The sequence below is a fragment of the Xanthomonas sp. LMG 8993 genome (genome assembly GCF_009835065.2).
Classification (GTDB): Bacteria; Pseudomonadota; Gammaproteobacteria; order Xanthomonadales; family Xanthomonadaceae; genus Xanthomonas; species Xanthomonas arboricola.
The window spans coordinates 1-20,891 of sequence record NZ_QVIF02000005.1; the positions used below are offsets into that span (position 1 = coordinate 1).

Consider the following 20,891-nt stretch of genomic DNA (forward strand, 5'->3'; position numbering starts at 1 on the left):
GGGTGCGCTCCTACGGGTGGTTGCAGCGATCGCGGTAGTAGCCGATCGGTTTGTAGGAGCGCGCCTGAGCGCGATGGGGTTACCGGGAATGCCATGTCGCGCCCGGGTGCGCTCCTACGGGTGGTTGTAGCGATCGCGGTAGTAGCCGATCGGTTTGTAGGAGCGCGCCTGAGCGCGATGGGGTTACCGGGAAGGCCAGGTCGCGCCCGGGTGCGCTCCTACGGGTGGTTGCAGCGATCGCGGTAGTAGCCGATCGGTTTGTAGGAGCGCGCCTGAGCGCGATGGCGTTACTGGGAACGCCATGTCGCGCCCGGGTGCGCTCCTACGGTGATGCACCGTCCGGCACTTAGCCGCGCAGGCGCTCCAGCTGCGATTGCAGCGCGGTCACCTTGGCCTGCAGCGCGGCGTTTTCGTTTTCCAGTTCGGTGACGCGGCGTTGCAGGGCTTTCATGTCGCGGCGTTCGGCTTCGCCGCCTTCGGCCTCGTCGGGCTTGGGTTTGCGCTTGGCGTCGCGTACGCGCTTGGCAGCCTGTTTGAGCTCGGCCTTGCCGGCCTGCGCGGCGGCGCGTTGCTCGTCCTCGGACAAGGTGGCCACGGCAGCGGCGGCGCTGATCGAAATCTCGCCGGCCTTGACCGCCTGCACCACTTCCGGGGCGGCCTGCTTGTGGATGCGCTCGATCATCACCACCTGGTTGTTGCTCAGGCGGGCCTCGCGCGCCAGCTCGGCGCGGCTGACCGGGGTGGAGGTCTCTTCCCACGGCGGGCTGTCGTTGTCCGTGGCCGCCGGCGTGGCGTCGTGGTCGATGCCGGTGGCCGACTGCTCAATGTCGGCAACCGCCGGCGCTTCGGCAGCGGCGTCGGCGTCGCGTTGGCTGCGCTGGCGCGCGGCCAGGATCTCGCGCTTGCGCAGTGCCAGCACGCCGCGCTGGAAGTCCGATACGCTGCGCCGGCCCAGGTGCTGCTCGATCATCCACAGCTGCACGTCCTGCATCGACTGGAAGCGCGGGTTCTGTACGGTCTGGAACGGCAGGTCGTGCTTCTGGCAGATGCCGTAGCGGTTGTGGCCATCCACCAGCACATCGCCCCACAGCACCAGCGCATCGCGGCAGCCTTCGGCCAGCAGGCTGCGCTCCAGCGCCTCGTGCTCGTCGGGCGTCAGCGGGTCGATGTAGGCCTTGAGTTCTTCTTTGACAACGATGTTCATGCGGCAACTGCGGGGGAAGTGCGGGGCCGGCATTGTAGTGAGCCTGCCCCGGCTTTGCGCGCTTGACCGCGCCGCGTGCCGGCGTTACGCGCGGGCGCCTGTGCCTTGGTCGTCAGGCAGTGCTGAGCAGGATATTCCCCAGCGTTTCGATCATCTGCCCGATCTGCTCGGGGGTGACGATCAGTGGTGGTGACAGCGCGATGACATCGCCGGTGACGCGCACCAGCAGGCCGCCGTCGTGGAAGCAGCGTTCGAACACCTCGTAGCCGCGTGCGCCGGGCGCGCCGTCGCGTGGCGCCAGCTCGATCGCGCCGATCAGGCCGATGTTGCGGATGTCGATGACGTGCGGCAGCCCGCGCAGGCTGTGCAGCGCGTCTTCCCATTGCGGGCCCAGCGTGATCGCGCGGTCGAACAGGTGTTCTTCGGCGTAGGTGTCCAGCGCGGCGATGGCCGCGGCGCAGGCCAGCGGATGGCCGGAATAGGTGTAGCCGTGGAAGAGCTCGATCGCATTCTGCGGCCCCTGCATGAAGGCCGCGTGGATCGCATCGGCCACCAGGACCGCGCCCATTGGCACGCTGCCGCTGGTCAGCCCCTTGGCGGCGGTGATCAGGTCCGGCGTGACGCCGAAGCGTTGCGCCGCGAACGCCTCGCCGACCCGTCCGAAGCCGGTGATGACCTCGTCGAACACCAGCACGATGCCGTGGCGGTCGCAGATGGCGCGCAGCCGCTGCAGATAGCCTTCCGGCGGCAGGATCACTCCGGCCGAGCCGGATACCGGCTCGACGAAGACCGCCGCAATGGTCGAGGCGTCGTGCAGGGTGATCAGGCGTTCCAGATCGTCGGCCAGCTCGGCGCCGTGCGCCGGCAGCCCGCGCGCGTAGGCATTGCGTTGCAGATCCAGCGTATGCCGCAGATGGTCGGTGCCGGCCAGCAGGGGACCGAACCATTTACGGTTGTTGGGCAGCCCGCCGATCGACATGCCGCCGAAGCCGACCCCGTGATAGGCCTTCTCGCGGCCGATGAAGCGGGTGCGCTGGCCCTCGCCGCGCAGGCGGTGGTAGGCCAGCACGATCTTCATCGCGCTATCGACCGCCTCCGAGCCGGAGTTGGTGAAGAACACATGGCCCAGGCCGGGCGGTGCGATCGCGGCCAGCCGCTGCGCCAGCACGAACGGCAGCGGTGAACCCATCTGGAAGGTCGGGGCGAAATCCAGCGTGCCGGCCTGCTCACGGATCGCCGCCACGATGCGTTCGCGGGCGTGGCCGGCATTGCAGCACCACAGCCCGGCGGTGCCGTCCAGGATCTGGCGGCCGTCGACATCGCGGTAGTACATGCCGGCAGCGGAGGCCAGCAGGCGCGGGCGCGCCTTGAACTGGCGGTTGGCGGTGAACGGCATCCAGAACGCGTCCAGGTGCGCCGGTGCCTGCAGCGCGCGTGCGCCATCGCGCGGAGGGTGGTCGTGCATGGCGGACTCCGTCGCTGGAAAGCGTCCGACTGTACGGCCACCGCGCCTTGGCCGTCACCCCGGCCGAGCGCGACGGCGAGCACGATTTGCGGACCTGCACGCGCCGATCCACATGGACTAGTCAATTAGTCGCAGCGTCGGCCGCTAAGCTGTGGGAACGCCTTGTGGCGCGGGCCATGACGGGTTTTTGACTGGCTGCGGGGCGTGCCGAAGCATTGCAAAGATTCAACGATCGCCGATGATGCGCCAGACGAGTGCCAGTTGGGCCTGGTAGTCGCCGCTGCCCTTATCGCAACACGTCAATCGATCGCAGCCATCAATCGTTTTCGGAACCACTGACACCGCCTGCATGCAGCCATCCTGTCGGGCGCTCCGGACACACTTCATCGCACTTTTTTAGGGGAACGGGAATGACACAAGGGTCCACCGTGGCGAGCGCCAACGGCGCAGACGCCGGCCTGCTGTCCAAGGAGCGCATTGTTGCGCGTCCGGGCTTCAATCGTTGGTTGGTACCACCGGCGGCATTGGCGATCCACCTGTGTATCGGCATGGCCTATGGCTTCAGCGTGTTCTGGTTGCCGCTGTCCAAGGCGCTGGGCATCACCGAGGCGATCGCGTGCCCGGCCGACATGGGCCTGTTCGCGCGCATGGTCGCCACCACCTGCGACTGGAAGATCAGCGAGCTGCAGTGGATGTACACGCTGTTCTTCGTGCTGCTGGGCTGCTCGGCGGCGATCTGGGGCGGCTGGCTGGAACGTGCCGGCCCGCGCAAGGCCGGTGTGGTCTCGGCGCTGTGCTGGTGCGGTGGCCTGGTGATTTCGGCGGCCGGCATCCACTTCCATCAGATCTGGATGCTGTGGCTGGGCTCGGGCGTGATCGGCGGCATTGGTCTGGGCCTGGGTTATATCTCGCCGGTGTCGACGCTGATCAAGTGGTTCCCGGACCGCCGCGGCATGGCGACCGGCATGGCGATCATGGGCTTCGGTGGCGGCGCGATGATCGGCAGCCCGCTGGCCGATGCGCTGATGCGCCACTTCGCCACGCCGACCTCGGTGGGCGTACTGGAAACCTTCCTGGTGATGGCGGCGCTGTACTTCGTCTTCATGATGGCTGGCGCGTTCGGGTACCGCGTGCCGCCGAGCGGCTGGACCCCCGCCGGCTGGACCGCGCCGGTGGCCAGCAACAACGCCATGATCACTGCCAACCACGTGCACGTGAGCAAGGTCTGGGGCATCCCGCAGTTCTGGTTGCTGTGGGGCGTGCTGTGCCTGAACGTGTCGGCCGGCATCGGCGTGATCGGCATGTCCTCGCCGATGCTGCAGGAAGTGTTCGGCGGCCGGTTGATCGGGGTGGACGTCGGCTTCGGCAGCCTGGACACGGCGCAGCTGGCCAGCATCGCGGCCATCGCGGCCGGCTTCACCGGCCTGCTCAGCCTGTTCAACATTGGCGGGCGCTTCTTCTGGGCCAGCATGTCCGACAAGCTCGGCCGCAAGAACACCTACACGCTGTTCTTCGTGCTGGGCATCTGCCTGTACGCGGCTGCGCCGTCGGCCGGCGGTGTGGGCGGCATCGCGCTGTTTGCGGGCATCTTCTGCATCATCCTGTCGATGTACGGCGGCGGCTTTGCCACCATCCCGGCATATCTGGCCGACCTGTTCGGCACCCAGATGGTCGGTGCCATCCACGGCCGCCTGCTGACCGCCTGGGCCACCGCCGGCATCCTCGGTCCGGTGGTGGTCGGCTACATGCGCGAGTACCAGCTGGCCCACGGCAGCCCGCCGTCACAGGTCTACAACACCACCATGTACATCCTCGCCGGCATGTTGGTGCTCGGTCTGATCTGCAACCTGTTGGTGCGCCCGGTGGCCGCGCGTCATTTCATGACGCCGGAAGAACTGGCGCGCGAGAAGCAGCTGGCGCACGAGAAGGTGGACCGCAGCGGCAAGGCGGTGCTGCCGCCGGAGCAGATGGCGCGCATCGGGCATGGCGGCAACCCCGCCCTGGTCGCGCTGGCCTGGCTGGCGGTGGGCGTGCCGATGTCTTGGGGCATCTGGGTCACGCTGCAGAAAGCCTTCGTGCTGTTTCATTGAGATGAGATGACACTTTCGTCTTCCCGTTCCGTGCGCGCCGGCAGTGTGGTGCGCACGGTTGTCCGCCACCGCGGCGGCCGTAACGCCACGGTGCAGGACATGGTGGCGGCCGAAATGCCGGTCGCCTTCCACTACAACGGCGTGCCGTTCGCGGTGATGATGGCCACGCCGGAAGACCTGGAAGATTTCGCATTCGGGTTCTCGCTGAGCGAGGGCATCGTCGACCAGCCGCAGGATCTGCGGGTGGTGGCGGTGGAGACGTTTCTGGAAGGCGCCTCGCTGCAGATCGAGATCCCGCCCGAACGTGCCGCCGCGCTGGACCGGCGACGGCGCAATCTGGATGGCCGCAGCGGTTGCGGGGTGTGTGGCAACGAATCGATCGAGGCGGTGCTGCGTGTGCCGCCGGCCCTGCAGTCGGCGTTGCAGATCGATGCGCAGGCCTTGGCGCGTGCGCTGGAAGCGCTGCACGCGCAGCAGCCGATCGCCGCACAGACCGGCGCGGTGCATGCCGCCGGTTGGGCCGATGTGCACGGTGTGGTGCGCTACGTGCGCGAAGACGTCGGCCGGCATAACGCGCTCGACAAGTTGATCGGTGCGCTGGCGCGGGAGCGCGTCGATGCATCGCAAGGGTTTGCGGTGGTCACCAGCCGCGCCAGTTACGAAATGGCCATGAAAGCCGCGCAGGCCCGGATCCCGCTGCTCGCAGCGATTTCGGCACCGACCGCGCTGGCGATCAGCCTGGCCGACAGTGCGGGACTGACCCTGATCGGGTTTGCCCGCGATCACGATTGTGTCGTTTACAGCCATCCGCAGCGCCTGAATCTGGGCGTTGGCGTGGGAGAGCCCGCATGAGCAAGAAGACCATCCAGCAATACGACAATCCCGCCGGCGGCTGGGGCGCATTGCGCTCGGTTGCCAAGCACCTGATGGAACAGGACATCGCGGTGCAGGGCGCCAAGACGCTGCTGCACGCCAACCAGCCGGACGGTTTCGACTGCCCCGGCTGCGCCTGGCCCGACCGCGATCACACCTCCACCTTCGAGTTCTGCGAGAACGGCGCCAAGGCCGTTGCGGCCGAGTCCACGGCGCGCCGCGCCGGGCCGGAGCTGTTCGCCTCGCACAGCGTCAGCCTGCTGTCGCAGTACAGCGACTACTGGCTGGAAGGGCAGGGCCGGCTGACCCAGCCGATGCGTTACGACGCGGCCACCGACCACTACGTGCCGGTGAGCTGGGACGAGGCCTTCGCGCAGATCGCCGGGCACCTCAACGGGCTGGCATCGCCGGACGAGGCGATCTTCTACACCTCCGGGCGCACCAGCAACGAAGCGGCCTTCCTGTATCAGTTGTTCGTGCGCGAGTTCGGCACCAACAACTTCCCCGACTGCTCCAACATGTGCCACGAGCCCTCCGGCACCGCGCTGCGTTCGCAGATCGGCGTGGGCAAGGGCACGGTGTCGCTGCACGATTTCGAACTGGCCGATGCGATCTTCATCTTCGGCCAGAACCCGGGCACCAATCACCCGCGCATGCTGGGCGAGTTGCGTCAGGCCTCCAAGCGCGGCGCGGCGATTGCGGCATTCAATCCGCTGCGCGAGCGCGGGCTGGAGAAGTTCGCCGACCCGCAGGACAAGCTGGAGATGCTGCACAACGGCTCCACCCGCATCGCCTCGGATTATTTCCAGCTCAAGATCGGCGGCGATCTGGCCGCGGTCAAGGGCATCATCAAGCACGTGCTCGAGCGCGACGCACAAGCCCAGCGCGACGGCACGCCACGGCTGCTGGATCTGGAATTCATCGACGCCCACACCGCCAACTTCGACGCCTTCGCTGCCGAGGTGCATGGCGAATCCTGGGACACCATCGTCGAGGAGTCCGGGCTGGACGAGGCGGCGCTGCGCAAGGCCGGCGAACTCTATCTCAATGCCGAGCGCGTGATCGCTTGCTGGGGCATGGGCATCACCCAGCACAAGCATTCGGTGGCCACCATCCACATGATCACCAACCTGCTGTTGCTGCGCGGCCATCTGGGCCGGCCGGGCGCGGGCGTGTGCCCGGTGCGCGGACACAGCAACGTGCAGGGCGACCGCACGATGATGATCTACGAAAAACCGCCGGCCGCGTTTCTGGACAAGTTGCAGACGCTGTTCGGGTTCGCGCCGCCGCGCGAAGACGGCTTCGACACCGTCGGTGCGATCGAGGCGATGCTGGACGGGCGCGGCAAGGTGTTCTTCGCGATGGGCGGCAATTTTGCCGCCGCCACGCCGGATACCGACGCCACCCATCGCGCGCTGCGCAATTGCGAATTGACCGTGCATGTCACCACCAAGCTCAATCGCAGCCACCTGGTGCACGGGCGCGATGCGCTGATCCTGCCATGCCTGGGCCGTACCGAAATCGACATCCAGGACGCTGGCTCGCAAGGCGTGACGGTGGAAGATTCGATGAGCATGGTGCACCTGTCGGCCGGCATCAATCCGCCGGCCTCGCCGGAGCTGTTGTCCGAGCCGGCGATCGTGGCGCGGCTGGCCGAGGCGACGCTGGGTGCGCGCAGCGCGATCCGCTGGCGGTGGCTGGTGGGCGACTACGACCGCATTCGCGACCTGATTGCCCAGGTGTTTCCCGATTTTGCCGACTTCAATCAGCGCGTGCGGGTGCCGGGCGGCTTCCGCCTGTCCAACACCGCGCGCGATCGCCAGTGGGTGACGCCCGAGAAGCGCGCGGTGTTCAAGCCGCACGCGGTGCCGACCGACAACCCGATCCATCGCGCACGCCGCAGCCACACCGAGCAGATGGTGTTTACGCTGGCCACCACGCGCTCGCACGATCAATACAACACCACCATCTACGGGCTGGACGATCGCTACCGCGGGGTGTTCGGCGAGCGTCGCGTGCTCTTCATCAATGGCGCGGATATCGCCGCGTTGAACATGAAGGCCGGTGACTGGGTGGACCTGGAGAGCCTGTGCGAGGACGGCGTGCATCGCGAGGCGCGCCGCTTCCTGCTGGTGGACTACAACATTCCGCGCGGCTGCCTGGCGGCGTACTACCCGGAAACCAACGCGTTGGTGCCGCTGTCCAGCTTCGCCGACGAAGCGCGCACGCCCACCTCCAAGTCGATTCCGGTGATCGTGCTGCCGCACCGCGCCGAAACCGCCGATGCGGCGCCGCGCGATATCGGAGCGGTGCTTGTCCGCTGATCCACAGCTCACCGCGCTGCTGCTTGCCGCATTGGCCGACACGCCCGAGGGCGTGTCGCTGGCGCGCCTGTGCAAGCAACTGGGCGTGCGCATGAGCGTGCTGCTGCGCACTCTGGCGTGGTTGGGTAACGCCAGTCTGGATGGTCAGCCCGGTCCGGGCTGGATCCAGCTGGAAGACCGCGGCGAGCGCCAGTTCGCGGTGCTGACGGATCTCGGGCTTGCAGCGCATGCGCAACGTGCAATGACGCAAACGCAGCAGGGCGACTGAGTAACTTGCTGGTTCTTCCCGGCTGAGGAGAGCAGGAGACTGAAGCCTCTTCACTTGTACGGGAAGCTCGATCAGACGCAACCTGATCCGAACAACGCAGGCTACGCTTTGCTTGCAACCAAACACACCGACCATCTTGACTGGTCCTTGTCCGCTCACCGTCGCGGGACCTTACGCGGCATGGATGCCGCGTAAGAGCCTACATGGACGTACTTGCGGCGTGTCCTGCGATGGTGGGCGGGCAAGGGCCCCGCAGCAAAGTCGCAGACCCGACGCTCTGCAAGCGATCTATCAGCACTATCCGACCACTCCAAGACCCACCGAGCTCTTCAATGGTGGCGCCGTTATGCAGGCAGTCAAAGGCTTGGGTCAAAAGCCTGGTTGATCGAGCGCGCGGTGTCCTCACCGCTTGCGGGACACGCCGTGAATCCGTCCGTGGAGGCTCCTCGGCGGCATCCATGCCGCCGAGGGTCCCGCAACCGGCAAGGACACCGCACCAGAGAGTTGGTCGGCTGCTTTCCTCAAAGCTTATTTCTCGGCTTGCGGTGGGAAGATGAGACGTTTGTAAGTCGCGTGTTGAAAGCCTGTTGCTCGGGCTGCATCGGGAGCTGATCGGGTGCAACGCGATCCGAACAACGCGCATCAAACACTGCTCTTACCGCGCACACCGACCACCTCGACAGGTCCTTGTCCGCTCACCGTCGCGGGACCTTACGCGGCATGGATGCCGCGTAAGAGCCTACACGGATGTACTTGCGGCGTGTCCTGCGATGGTGGGCGGGCAAGGGCCCTGCAACCAAGCTGCAGATCATCTGCTCTACAAATAATCTATCAACGCTGCCCGGCGACTCCAACGCAACCGAGATTCCGAAAGACATCAGGCTGCCACTGCCCGAAAGGCAGGCAGTCACGGCTGTAACTTTTTGCAAGCAGGTTGGTCTGCGCAAACCGTTGCTGCAATCTGCCAGAATCGGCTGACTTGTCTTGTCTGGATGCCGATCAACGATGACTGCTGCTGCGCCGCTTGCCGCTCCCATCAATTCGCCTGCGCGCGTGCTGTTCGCCAGTCTGATCGGCACCACCATCGAGTTTTTCGATTTCTATATCTACGCCACCGCTGCGGTGCTGGTGTTTCCGACGCTGTTCTTTCCGGCGGGCGATGGCAGTGCGGCGATGCTGCAGTCGCTGGCGACGTTTGCGGTGGCCTTTATCGCACGGCCGGTGGGCTCGGCAGTGTTCGGCCATTTCGGCGACCGGATCGGGCGCAAGGCCACGTTGGTGGCGGCGCTGCTGACGATGGGCCTGTCCACCGTGGCGATCGGCTTGCTGCCCAGCTATGCCCAGATCGGCGTGTTCGCACCTGCGTTGCTGGCACTGTGCCGCTTTGGCCAGGGCCTGGGTCTGGGCGGCGAGTGGGGCGGGGCCGTGCTGCTTGCCACCGAAAATGCGCCGCCCGGCAAGCGCGTGTGGTACGGCATGTTTCCGCAGCTGGGTGCGCCGCTGGGCTTTCTGCTGTCCACCGGCACCTTTCTCGGCATGGGCGCGGTGCTCGACGATGCGCAGTTCATGCAATGGGGCTGGCGGGTGCCGTTTCTGGCCAGCGCATTGCTGGTGCTGACCGGCCTGTGGGTGCGCCTGAGCATCACCGAGACGCCGGACTTCCAGAAGGCCCTGGATCGCAAGACCCGCGTGCGCCTGCCCTTGGGGACGGTGATCTCGCAGCACTGGCCGGCGCTGATCATCGGCACGCTGGGCGCATTCGCCACCTTCGTGCTGTTCTATCTGATGACGGTGTTCGCGCTGGGCTTCGGGACCAAGACCCTGGGCTACGACAAGGAGCAATTCCTGCTGTTGCAGATGGCCGGTATCGTGTTTTTCGCGATCGGCATCCCGCTGTCGGCCAGGTTCGGCGACCGGCATGGCGCGCCGCTGGCGATGATGCTGGCCAGTGTGGCGATCATCGCGTTCGGGTTGGCGTTCGCGCCACTGTTCCAGGCCAATCACCCGTTGCAGGTACTCGCGTTCCTTGCACTGGGCTTCTTCTTCATGGGCCTGACCTACGGCCCCTGCGGCACGCTGCTGGCCGAGCTGTATCCCACCGAGGTGCGCTACACCGGAGCCTCGCTGTCGTTCAATCTGGCCAGCATCCTGGGGGCGGCACCGGCGCCGTACGTGGCCACGCAACTGGCCGCACGCTATGGCGTGCAGGCGGTCGGGCAGTATCTGGGCGCCGCGGCGGTGTTGAGCCTGCTGGCGTTGGTCGTGGCCCGCAGATCGCGTCGCCCGGTTGGCGTTTGAAGGCGTACGCGAGTCGGCGTCATCGTTGAGGCAGGTCCCGCCCAGGTGCACTTCTCCGAAGCTGGCTGCTTCTGCGCGAAATGAAGTCTTCGGGCCAATGGTCTAGGTATTGCGTACATTGCTGCACCGTGGTGCTGGCGATGCTGGCCTGCCGATCCTCGGGAACGCGCTTGCTCGATGCGGCATGACCGGCACCGCCCTGTTGCGCGCGAGCACGCGCCTGCGCCGGAGCGATTGCTAGCGGAACAGACGCTTGAGTGTGCGTCCCAGCCAGTTGCCGTGTTGGTGGCTGCGCGCGAACTGGTCCAGATGTGCGATCACCTGCGGCGCATAGGCCTGGTCGTCGCCGCGGATATGGTTGAACAACCAGCGCGAGAGCATGCTGCGGAGTTCGTCGCAGACGTCTTCGCCGGCCTGGAACCGCAGCCGGTACTCGCCGACACGTTTGCCGAAGACCTCGTGCACGCGCTTGTGCGCCAGGCTGAAGGGGTAGCCGGCTTCCTCCATCAGTTCTTCCTCGAAGGCAAAATGCGACAGCGTGTAGTCGATCAATTCGTCGATCACCTCGGCCACTGCCAGGCGTTGCAGGCTGGTTTGCGCGGCATGCAACTGATTGATCATTTCCACGATGCGCCGGTGTTGGTGATCGATGACCTCGATCCCGGTGTTGAGGTCGTCCTGCCAGACCAGCAAAGCCATCGTTCGCCCTTGTTCCATACGATGAGGGCACGATAGGCGCGCGTGATCGCCAACGCGTTGATCTGGATCAAATCCGGCTACGGCGCGCGGGCGGCGTGCGTGCTGCGGGACGATTCTATGTTGCGGCGATACCGCCGGATCGGGCGCGCCGCCGGCCGTGCGGCGCACGAACCTGCGCCGCTCAGCTGGCCAGGCGCACCTGGTTGCGGCCGCCGGCCTTGGCCAGATAGAGGTACTTGTCCGCTTCGCCCAGCAGATGGTGCAGCGACTGGCCGTCTTCGGTGGCGATGCAGACACCGATGCTCACCGTCATGCTGAGGGTTTCGTCGCCGATCCGCACGCGCAGTGCGCTGATGCGTTCGCGCAGGGTTTCGAAGTAGCTGGTGGCGTTGGCGGCATCCAGCCCCGGTACCAGCAGGCAGAATTCTTCGCCGCCGAAACGCGCCACCAGATCCTGCGGCCGCGCATGACTGGAGACCGACGCGGCCACCGCGCGCAGCGCCTGGTCGCCGGCTTCGTGGCCCCAGGTGTCGTTGATGTGCTTGAAGTGGTCGATGTCCAGCATCGCCGCGGTGACCGTCTGCTCCTGCGACAGCAGGGTGGGGATTACCCGCTGGCTTTGTTCCAGGAAATAGCGCCGGTTGGGCAGGCCGGTGAGGAAGTCACGGGTGGCCAGGTCCTGCAGCGTGCCGATCAGTTCCAGCTGGTCCACGTTCTGCGACACGCGGCAGAAGAACTCTTCGCGCGAGAACGGCTTGCGCAGGAAATCGTTGGCACCGTTCTTGAGGAAACGTGGGATCAGCGACGAGTCGCTGTTGCCGGAGATGCCGATCACCGCGACCTTGTCGCGCGAACGGATCGCACGCAGACGGCGGGTGAATTCCACCCCTTCCATGCCGGGCATTTCCTGGTCGACGATGGTCAGGCGGATGCCGGGGTCGCGCTCGATCGCCTGCAGGCCGGCCGCACCGTCGGCCGCCAGCACCACGCGGTAGCCGTACATCGACAGCAACGCGGCCGCATAGGTCCTTGCGGACAGGGAATCGTCCACCACCAGCGCGGCGATGCGGCGATTGCGCTCCAGGCGTTGCACCAGCCAAGCCAGATATTCGATGCTGCCGGGCGCGTTCTTGAGCACGTAATCGATGATCTGCTGCTGCAGCACGCGCTGGCGCAGATCCTCGTCATAGACGCCGCTGACCACCACCGTGGGCAGCTTGCGCGAGAGGAAGAATTCCACGACCTTGTCGCGGTCGCCGTCCACCAATACCAGGCCGGTCAGGACCAGAAACCAGCCGTCTTCTTCGTCCAGTACACGGGCGGCTTCCGCCAGCGTCGACACGACCGTGACCGGCAGCTCCACGCGTTGCTCGATGGCCTCGCGCAGCATGCTGGTGAAAGTGCGCGAGTTCTCCACCAGCAACACGCGTTGCGGCAGGACTGCGCTTTCACTATTGCGATGTAGGGTACCTGGGGACATCGGCTGGCCGTGCGGATCGAACCGTCATACCAGCTAACGGCCCTGCTCGCCAAAACTTGAGCGCCGCGTCTCAAAGCGCCCAAGACGGCGCCCTATATCACCACAACGCATCGCGCAGCCGGTACCAACTCATCGCTGCCACCAGCAGCGGCGTGCGCAGCAGGCGCCCCCCGGGGAAGGGCCGATGCGGAATGCGTGCGAACACGTCCAGCCGTCGGCTCTGGCCGGCGATGGCCTCGGCGATGACCTGGCCGGCCAGGCCGGTGGCGGCGACGCCATGCCCGGAGAATCCCTGGGCGAAATACACGTTGGGCCCCAGCCGGCCCCAGTGCGGGGCGCGGTTGCGCGAGATGTCCACGTAGCCGCCCCACAGCGTTTGCAGCGGCACGTCGCGCAGTTGCGGGAAGACCGTGTGCATGCGTCGGGTCATCAACCGATCCAGGCCGTGCGGCGGGCGCGAGGAGTAGCTGGCGCGTCCGCCGAACAGCAGCCGGTGGTCGGCACTGAGCCGGTAGTAGTCCAGCGCCCAGTTGGTGTCGGCGACCGCCATGTCGTTGGCGATCAGCGCGCGTGCACGGGCCTGGCCCAGCGGCGGCGTCGCACCGACATAGGTGCCGACCGGCATGATGCGGCGCTCCAGCGCCGTGGAAATGCCCTGCAGCAGGGCATTGCCGGCGATCACGCCGAACTCGGCGCTGACGCTGCCCTGGTCGGTCTGCATGGTCACGCGCGCGCCGTGCTCCAGCCGGGAGACCGGCGAGGCCTCGTGGATGCGCACGCCGGCCGCCAGCGCTGCGCGCGCCAGGCCCAGCGCATAGGCCAGCGGATGCAGATGGCCGCTGGCCGGGTCGAACATCGCGCCCAGGTAGAGCGGGCTGTCCAGCACCTGCCGCGTACGCGCGCGGTCCCACCATTCCAGCGGGTAGTCGTAGCGCTCGGCCATGCGCACGATGCCGTGCTGCAAGGCCTGCACCTGGCGCGGCTTCAGCGGCACATGGGCGTGGCCGTCGCGCCAGTCGCAGGCGATGGCGTGGCGGTCGATGCGCGCGCGCAGCAGGTGCATGCCGTCGCGCGAGAAGTCGAACAGCAGCCGCGCGTCGGCATCGCCGACCAGCGCTTCCAGGGTTTCCTGCTCGCAGCCGTAGCCGACGATGGCCTGGCCGCCGTTGCGCCCGGAGGCGCCCCAGCCGATGCGCCTGGCTTCCAGCACGACGACCTTGTAGCCGGCCTCGGCCAGGGCGAGGGCGGCGGTGAGGCCGGTGTAGCCGGCGCCGAGGATGCAGACATCGGCACGTTGCACGCCCTGCAGGCATGGTTGCTCAGGCAAGGCCGGCGTGCTGCGGGCGTACCAGCTGTCGGGATAGCCGTTACCCGGCGGATCGGTTGGCGGCAGCGATGTGGCCGGGCCGTCCATCAGACGATCCGCAGGTACCGGGCGTAATCCAGATCGGGCACCTGCGCCTGGTAGTCGAGCAGCTCGCGCTGTTTCTGCTGGCCGAATACGTGCTGGAACTGGCTGCCGAACTGCGCGCCGACAAAGTCGCTGGCGCCGAATGCATCCACCGCGGCTTGCCAGGTGCGCGGCCGAAAGACCGCTTGCGCATAGGCATTGCCGGTGACTGGCGCGCTGGGCTCGCCGGGATGTTGCAGGCCGTCCAGCATGGCGGCGAGCACGGCGGCGGCGGCCAGGTACGGGTTGGCATCGGCGCCGGCGATGCGATGCTCGATGCGGGTGTTGCGTGCATCGCTATGCGGGATGCGCAGCGCCACGGTGCGGTTGTTGAAGCCCCAGCTCGCATCCAGCGGCACGAAGGCATTGCTGACGAACCTGCGGTAACTGTTGGCGTGCGGCGCGAACATCAGCAGCGAGGCATCGGCGTGCCGCTGCAGGCCGGCGATGGCATGGCGCAGGCGGTCGGCGGGTACATCGACGTTGCCGGCAAACACGTTGTGCCCGTCGACGTCGAGCAGGCTCACGTGCAGGTGCAGGCCGCTGCCGGCCTGGCCGGGAAACGGCTTGGCCATGAAGCTGGCGAGCTTGCCCTGCTGTTGCGCAATCGCCTTGATGGTGCGCTTGAGCAGGATCGCCTCGTCGCAGGCGGCCACCGCATCGGCGCGATGCTGCAGGTTGATTTCGAACTGGCCAGGTGCGTATTCGGCCACGGCGGTGTCGGCCGGGATGCCTTGCTGGCGACAGGCGGCAGTCACCGCGTCGGTGAAGCTGCGCTGGTCGTCCAGGTCCTGCAAGGAATACACCTGGGTGCTGTCGCTGCGCGCACCGGTCTTCGGGTCGCGTGGCGTCTGCGGGCGTCCCTGCGCATCGGGCACCGCATCGAACAGATAGAACTCCAGTTCCACCGCAATGACCGGGGTCAGGCCGAGCGCAGCAAAACCGTGCAACACGCGTTGCAAGACCGCGCGCGGTGCGACCTCGAACACGCTGCCGTCCGGCTGATGCATTGCCAGCAGCAGCTGCGCCATCGGCCGCGGTGCCCACGGCACCGGGCGCAGCGAGCCGGCGATCGGCCGGCAGATGCGATCGGCATCGCCGATGGCGTAGCCCAGCCCGGTTTCCTCGACGGTATTGCCGGTGATGTCGGTGGCGATCAGCGACATCGGCAGGCACACGCCATCGCGATAGACCTTGCCCAGGACCTCGGCTGTCACACGCTTGCCACGCAGCACGCCATTGGTATCGGGCAATAGCAGATCGGCCGCTTCGCAGCCATCGATCTGCGCCAGTGTGGCGGCATCGATGGCGGGCAAGTACGCGACGGAGTTCTCGGAAACCATGGGCACCACCTGCAAGGTCGCCGCTCAGACTAGCAAAGCGCATGTGATCGTTCGCAACTGTGCGCGTGTGGACCCTGGCAATGCAGGTGGCCGCACGGTAAGTTCGCAGGCATCGGCAACGCACCCGATCAACCCGGGGCGACCACGCGCTGACAAGTCGTCGCGGTCGGAGCGATGCAGGTGATGCGCAAGCCGCCAGCTGCGCGCCACCTGTGCCCTGTACAGTGCCAGCGCCTGCCTGGTGGCGAGCGCAGACGTGATGCAGCCGCGTTCAACCGGGAGATCCGCATGGCTGTCGTTCCACTGGTCGGGTTGCCGACCGATCGCATCCAGCAAGGGCCGCATCCGTTTCTGGCCACCGGCGAGAAGTACATCCGCGCGGTGGTGGACGCAGCCGGAGCCATGCCGGTGCTGTTGCCGAGCCTGCAGCCCACGCTGGATGCGCGCGCGTGGCTGGATCGCCTGGATGGCCTGTTGCTGACCGGTGCGGTGAGCAATGTCGAGCCGCATCACTACAGCGACGAGCCGAGCTGGGAGGGCAATCCGCACGACCCGGCGCGCGATGCCACCAGCCTGGGACTGATTCCGCAGGCACTTGCGCGTGGCCTGCCGGTGCTGGCGATCTGCCGCGGGCTGCAGGAGGTCAATGTGGCGCTGGGCGGGCGCCTGCATCAACGCGTGCATGACGTGCCTGGCCTGCTTGATCACCGCGAAGACCGCGCCATGCCGCTGGACACGCAGTACGGCCCGGCGCATCCGGTGCAGCTGCATCCCGGCGGCCTGCTGGCTGACATGAGCGACAGCGCGCAGGTCATGGTGAACTCGCTGCACGGGCAGGGCATTGCACGCCTGGCCGACGGCCTGCTGATCGAGGCGCAAGCGCCGGATGGCCTGATCGAAGCCTTTCGCGGCCCCGGGCCGGGCTTTCTGCTCGCGGTGCAGTGGCATCCGGAGTGGCGTGTCACACAGCATCCGTTCTACCGTGCCATCTTCCAGGCCTTCGGCGAGGCCTGTCGCCAATACGCCGCTCGACGCGGTCAGTGAGGTTGCATGTCGATCCGCACCCGTTCGCGCACATCCACACCCAAGCAGCCCGAGAGCGCGCTGCGCCGCTGGCTCAAGGACCGCCACATCACCGAGGTCGAGTGCCTGGTGCCGGACATCACCGGCAACGCACGCGGCAAGATCATTCCGGCGGACAAGTTTTCGCACGACTACGGCACCCGGCTGCCGGAAGGCATCTTCGCCACCACCGTCACCGGCGATTTCCCTGACGATTACTACGAGCTGACCTCGCCATCGGATTCGGACATGCATCTGCGCCCGGATGCATCCACCGTGCGCATGGTGCCGTGGGCGGCCGATCCCACCGCGCAGGTCATCCACGATTGCTACACCAAGGACGGCCAGCCGCATGAGCTTGCCCCGCGCAATGTGCTGCGGCGCGTGCTGGACGCCTATGCCGAAGCCAAGCTGCAACCGGTGGTGGCGCCGGAGCTGGAATTCTTCCTGGTGCAGAAGAACACCGACCCGGACTTTCCGCTATTGCCGCCGGCCGGGCGCTCGGGTCGGCCGGAGACCGCGCGGCAGTCGTATTCGATCGATGCGGTCAACGAGTTCGACCCCATCCTGGACCTGATGTACGACTATTGCGATGCGATGGAACTGGATGTGGATACGCTGATCCACGAATCCGGCGCCGCGCAGCTGGAGGTCAACTTCACCCACGCCGATGCACTCTCGCGCGCCGATCAGGTGTTCCTGTTCAAGCGCACCATGCGCGAGGCCGCGTTGCGGCATGGCGTGTATGCGACGTTTCTGGCCAAGCCGATGGAGACCGAGCCGGGCAGTGCGATGCATATCCATCAGAGCCTGCTGCATGCCGGCACCGGCAAGAACGTGTTCAGCGGCAAACGCGAAGGCGGCTTCAGCGACACCTTTGCGCACTATCTCGGTGGCCTGCAGAAATACATTCCGATGGCGATGGGGCTGCTGGCGCCCAACGTCAATTCCTACCGGCGGCTGATGTTCGGCGAGGTGTCGCCGAGCAATGTGCTGTGGGGTTTCGACAATCGCACCTGCGGGCTGCGGGTGCCGATCGATGTGCCGCAGAACATGCGGGTGGAAAGCCGCTTTGCCGGCTCCGATGCCAATCCGTACCTGGCGATGGCGGCGACCCTGGCCTGCGGGTTGCTCGGCATCCGCGAGAAGCTCGAACCGACCGCGCCGATCAGCAGCAACGGCAAGCAGCAGGGCTACGATCTGCCGCGCTCGCTGGGCGAGGCGCTGGACGGACTGGAGGGCTGCGAGGCCTTGCAGGAGATGCTGGGGCGGCGCTTCGTGCGCGCCTACATCTCGGTCAAGCGCAAGGAGTACGAGACGTTCTTCCGTGTGATCAGTTCGTGGGAGCGGGAGTTCCTGTTGTTGAATGTGTGAGGCGTCTGCGCTCGGCGCAGCGTGCCGCGCCGCTCCCGTCTCCCCTCGGGAGAAGGTGCCCGAAGGGCGGATGAGGGCAGGTCGTCTGGCCATGGTCCAGGCCTACGTTTATTGCAGGCGTCCGATGCGTTTTGCGCCAGCTGCCTTTCGTAACGCCACTGCATTCGCGCCACTGGCGTGAGCCACTTCCGGAGCAAGCCGTGCACCCCACTGTGTTGGAAACCTTGCAGCAGCTCGATGCCGCCCATCATCTGCATCCGTTCAACGACAACGCGGCATTGGCCGAAAAGGGCACGCGCATCCTGACCCGTGGCGAGGGCGTGTATGTCTGGGACGCGCAGGGCAACAAGTTGCTGGATGCGTTCGGCGGCTTGTGGTGCGTGAATGTCGGCTACGGGCGCAAGGAGCTGGCACAGGCGGCGGCGCGGCAGATGGAACAGCTGGCGTACTACAACAGCTTTTTCCAGTGCACCACCGAGCCCACTATCCATCTGGCTGCCAAGCTGGCGGAGCTGACGCCGGGCGATCTGAACCATGCGTTCTTCGCCAACTCCGGGTCGGAGGCCAACGACACCATCCTGCGGCTGGTGCGGCATTTCTGGGCGGTGCAGGGGCAGCCGGAAAAACGCATCTTCATCGGCCGTCATGACGGCTATCACGGCACCACCATGGCCGGTGCCAGCCTGGGCGGCATGCGCGGCATGCACAGGCAGGGTGGCCTGCCGATTCCGGATATCCACCACATCGCGCCGCCGTATCACTTCGGCGATGGCGGGGAGATGGATCCAGAGGAGTACGGGCTGCTGGCGGCGCGTCGGCTGGAAGACAGGATCCTGCAGCTCGGGCCGCAAAACGTGGCGGCGTTTATCGGTGAACCGATCATGGGCGCGATCGGGGTGTACATCCCGCCGCGCAGCTACTGGCCGGAAATCGAGCGCATCTGCAAGCGCTACGACGTGCTGCTGGTGGCCGACGAGGTGATCTGCGGGTTCGGGCGTACCGGCGCCTGGTTCGGTGCGGATTATTTCGGCTTCCAGCCCGACGTGATGACGCTGGCCAAGGGCATCACCTCCGGCTATATCCCGTTGGCGGCGGCGATGTTCAACGATCGCGTGGCCGGCGTGCTCAAGGCGCAGGGCGGTGAGCTCGCGCACGGCGGCACCTATGCGGGACATCCGGTCTGCGCGGCGGTGGCGCTGGAGAACCTGCGCCTGCTGCAGGACGAAGGCATCGTGGACACCGCGCGTACCCGGATCGCGCCGTACCTGGCGCAACGCTGGGCCGAGCTGGGCGAGCACCGGCTGGTCGGCGAGGCGCGTATCGCCGGCCTGGTCGGGGCCCTGGAACTGGTGCCGGACAAACGCCGGCGCGGGGTCTATTTCCCCGAACGCGGTCGGGTCGGTGCGCTGTGCCGCGATTTCGCGCTGCGGCGCGGGCTGATCCTGCGTGCCACCTACGATGCGATGCTGCTGTCGCCGCCGTTGATCATCACCTGCGAACAGGTTGATGAGCTGTTCGACAAGGCCTGGGCGGCGCTGGACGATACTGCGCAGGCGCTAGGCATCGTTGCCGCCTAAGCCGGCCGGCGCACGTCAAGCTTTGCCGGTCGCGTACCCGCCAGGGCGGCCGGCAGAGGCGCTTGCGGCGCCGGCCGCGCCGGCCAGCGGGTGCGTACGGTTGGTATCCGCCACGCCGCGCTGTGCAAACACAACCACCATGGGTAGGCTGGCCCTTCGACCGGCCGCATCCCGGCCCGCCCTGATCGCGCTGCCCTGGAGACCCGCATGACGCTGCGACTGCTCGCCCTGACGCTGTCCACCACCTTGCTGGCCGCCTGCGGTGGCAGCAACGCACCCGGCGGTGCCGAGGCGCGGGCCAAGGTGCTCAACGTCTACAACTACTCGGACTACATCGCCGAAGACACCATTCCCGCGTTCGAGAAGAGCACCGGCATCAAGGTCACCTACGACGTGTTCGACAGCGACGAGATGGTGGAAACCAAGCTGCTCGCCGGTGGCAGCGATTACGACGTGGTGGTGCCCACGCTGAACTTCTTCGGCCGGCAGATCCAGGCCGGCGTGTTCCTGCCGCTGGACAAGGCCAAGATCCCCAATCTGGCCAATCTGGACCCGGACATCATGCGGCGCATTGCCGCGCAGGACCCGGGCAATGCCTATGGCGTGCCGTACATGATCGGCACCACCGGCATCGGCTACAACGTGGACAAGCTCAAGGCGATCTTCGGCAACACCGAGGTCGCCAACAGCTGGGACCTGGTGTTCAAGCCGGAAAACCTGTCCAGGTTGAAGGACTGTGGCGTGACCCTGCTGGACACGCCCTCGGACCTGATTCCGATCGCGCTCAATTATCTGGGCCTGGATCCGCACAGCAGCGTGCCGGCCGAGATCGAGCAGGCTGCCGCGCTGATCAAGACGATCCGCCCGTACGTGCAGAACTTTCATTCCAGCCAGTACGTGAGCTCGCTGGCCAACGGCAACACCTGCCTGGCGGTGGGCTGGTCGGGCGACATCATCCAGGCGCGCGACCGCGCGGTGGAAGCCGGCAACGGCATCAAGGTGGCCTATGCGATCCCCAAGGAAGGCGCGCCGCAGTGGTTCGACATGCTGGCCATTCCCAAGGACGCCAAGCACCCCGACAACGCCTACGCCTTCATCAATTATCTGTTGAAGCCGGACGTGGCCGCGGCCAACAGCAACTTCATCCACTACGCCAACCCGGTGCGCACCGCCACGCCGCTGGTGGACGCGGCGATCCGCAACGACCCCACCATCTACCCGCCGCCGGAGGTGACCGCCAAGATGTTCACCTATGCGATCAATCCGCCGGAGGTGGACCGGCTGTATACGCGGCTGTGGACCGAGATCAAGACCGGTCGCTGACCGCCGCAGTCGCTCCTCCAGTTTTGTAAGAGCGCTTGCCAGGCGTGCGCCTGCAAGTCCG

15 protein-coding genes are annotated in these 20,891 nt (G+C 66.5%); 9 read left to right on the forward strand and 6 right to left on the reverse strand.

The window, feature by feature from the left end; translation table 11 throughout:
- Window positions 1-346: 346 nt before the first annotated feature.
- Entirely contained in the window at window positions 347-1,204 is an 858-nt protein-coding gene (locus DYQ94_RS11100) for a plasmid replication/partition related protein (protein WP_102256710.1), read from the reverse strand.
- Window positions 1,205-1,316: 112 nt separating this feature from the next.
- Window positions 1,317-2,669, reverse strand: coding sequence for an omega-aminotransferase AptA (aptA, locus tag DYQ94_RS11105; protein ID WP_126966043.1), 1,353 nt, complete (start codon window positions 2,667-2,669; stop codon window positions 1,317-1,319).
- A gap of 410 nt (window positions 2,670-3,079) precedes the next feature.
- Between aptA and DYQ94_RS11110 the strand changes: the two genes are divergently transcribed.
- The 5 genes from DYQ94_RS11110 (at window position 3,080) to DYQ94_RS11130 (ending at window position 10,522) form a co-directional block, all read left to right on the forward strand.
- Window positions 3,080-4,759 carry an OFA family MFS transporter gene (locus DYQ94_RS11110; protein WP_047125188.1) on the forward strand — a complete coding sequence of 560 codons (1,680 nt, stop codon included), beginning with the start codon at window positions 3,080-3,082 and terminating at the stop codon, window positions 4,757-4,759.
- Window positions 4,760-4,765: 6 nt separating this feature from the next.
- Window positions 4,766-5,611: a formate dehydrogenase accessory sulfurtransferase FdhD gene (fdhD, locus tag DYQ94_RS11115; protein ID WP_126966044.1), complete on the forward strand. Its 846-nt coding sequence runs from the start codon at window positions 4,766-4,768 to the stop codon at window positions 5,609-5,611.
- Window positions 5,608-7,956, forward strand: coding sequence for an FdhF/YdeP family oxidoreductase (locus tag DYQ94_RS11120; protein WP_046343116.1), 2,349 nt, complete (start codon window positions 5,608-5,610; stop codon window positions 7,954-7,956). The genes fdhD and DYQ94_RS11120 overlap by 4 nt, the downstream gene beginning before the upstream one ends.
- On the forward strand, window positions 7,946-8,224 hold the full coding sequence (locus DYQ94_RS11125) for a hypothetical protein (protein WP_065031620.1): 279 nt from the start codon (window positions 7,946-7,948) through the stop codon (window positions 8,222-8,224). The genes DYQ94_RS11120 and DYQ94_RS11125 overlap by 11 nt, the downstream gene beginning before the upstream one ends.
- 1,005 nt (window positions 8,225-9,229) lie before the next feature.
- Window positions 9,230-10,522 carry an MFS transporter gene (locus DYQ94_RS11130; protein ID WP_160954583.1) on the forward strand — a complete coding sequence of 431 codons (1,293 nt, stop codon included), beginning with the start codon at window positions 9,230-9,232 and terminating at the stop codon, window positions 10,520-10,522.
- A 237-nt stretch (window positions 10,523-10,759) separates the two neighbouring features.
- Here the strand turns inward: DYQ94_RS11130 and DYQ94_RS11135 are convergent, their stop codons facing one another.
- From DYQ94_RS11135 to DYQ94_RS11150, 4 genes are all read right to left on the reverse strand, one after another.
- Entirely contained in the window at window positions 10,760-11,221 is a 462-nt protein-coding gene (locus tag DYQ94_RS11135; RefSeq protein ID WP_054592757.1) for a bacteriohemerythrin, read from the reverse strand.
- Window positions 11,222-11,402: 181 nt separating this feature from the next.
- Window positions 11,403-12,701 carry a diguanylate cyclase gene (locus DYQ94_RS11140; RefSeq protein ID WP_039512053.1) on the reverse strand — a complete coding sequence of 433 codons (1,299 nt, stop codon included), beginning with the start codon at window positions 12,699-12,701 and terminating at the stop codon, window positions 11,403-11,405.
- A gap of 97 nt (window positions 12,702-12,798) precedes the next feature.
- Complete coding sequence (locus DYQ94_RS11145) at window positions 12,799-14,115, reverse strand: NAD(P)/FAD-dependent oxidoreductase (RefSeq protein ID WP_126966047.1); 1,317 nt, start codon at window positions 14,113-14,115, stop codon at window positions 12,799-12,801.
- Window positions 14,115-15,494 (reverse strand): glutamine synthetase family protein, encoded by a 1,380-nt coding sequence (locus tag DYQ94_RS11150; protein WP_126966048.1) that lies wholly within the window; start codon window positions 15,492-15,494, stop codon window positions 14,115-14,117. The genes DYQ94_RS11145 and DYQ94_RS11150 overlap by 1 nt, the downstream gene beginning before the upstream one ends.
- Before the next feature lie 288 nt (window positions 15,495-15,782).
- On the opposite strand from DYQ94_RS11150, the gene DYQ94_RS11155 reads away from it, so the two are divergent.
- The 4 genes from DYQ94_RS11155 to DYQ94_RS11170 all read left to right on the forward strand — a co-directional run bounded on the left by DYQ94_RS11155 (window position 15,783) and on the right by DYQ94_RS11170 (window position 20,830).
- Entirely contained in the window at window positions 15,783-16,538 is a 756-nt protein-coding gene (locus DYQ94_RS11155; protein WP_126966049.1) for a gamma-glutamyl-gamma-aminobutyrate hydrolase family protein, read from the forward strand.
- A gap of 6 nt (window positions 16,539-16,544) precedes the next feature.
- Window positions 16,545-17,930 (forward strand): glutamine synthetase family protein, encoded by a 1,386-nt coding sequence (locus DYQ94_RS11160; protein WP_104645879.1) that lies wholly within the window; start codon window positions 16,545-16,547, stop codon window positions 17,928-17,930.
- A gap of 200 nt (window positions 17,931-18,130) precedes the next feature.
- Window positions 18,131-19,507 carry an aspartate aminotransferase family protein gene (locus tag DYQ94_RS11165; protein WP_126966050.1) on the forward strand — a complete coding sequence of 459 codons (1,377 nt, stop codon included), beginning with the start codon at window positions 18,131-18,133 and terminating at the stop codon, window positions 19,505-19,507.
- Window positions 19,508-19,714: 207 nt separating this feature from the next.
- Window positions 19,715-20,830 carry a polyamine ABC transporter substrate-binding protein gene (locus DYQ94_RS11170; RefSeq protein WP_024940509.1) on the forward strand — a complete coding sequence of 372 codons (1,116 nt, stop codon included), beginning with the start codon at window positions 19,715-19,717 and terminating at the stop codon, window positions 20,828-20,830.
- Window positions 20,831-20,891 lie beyond the last annotated feature (61 nt).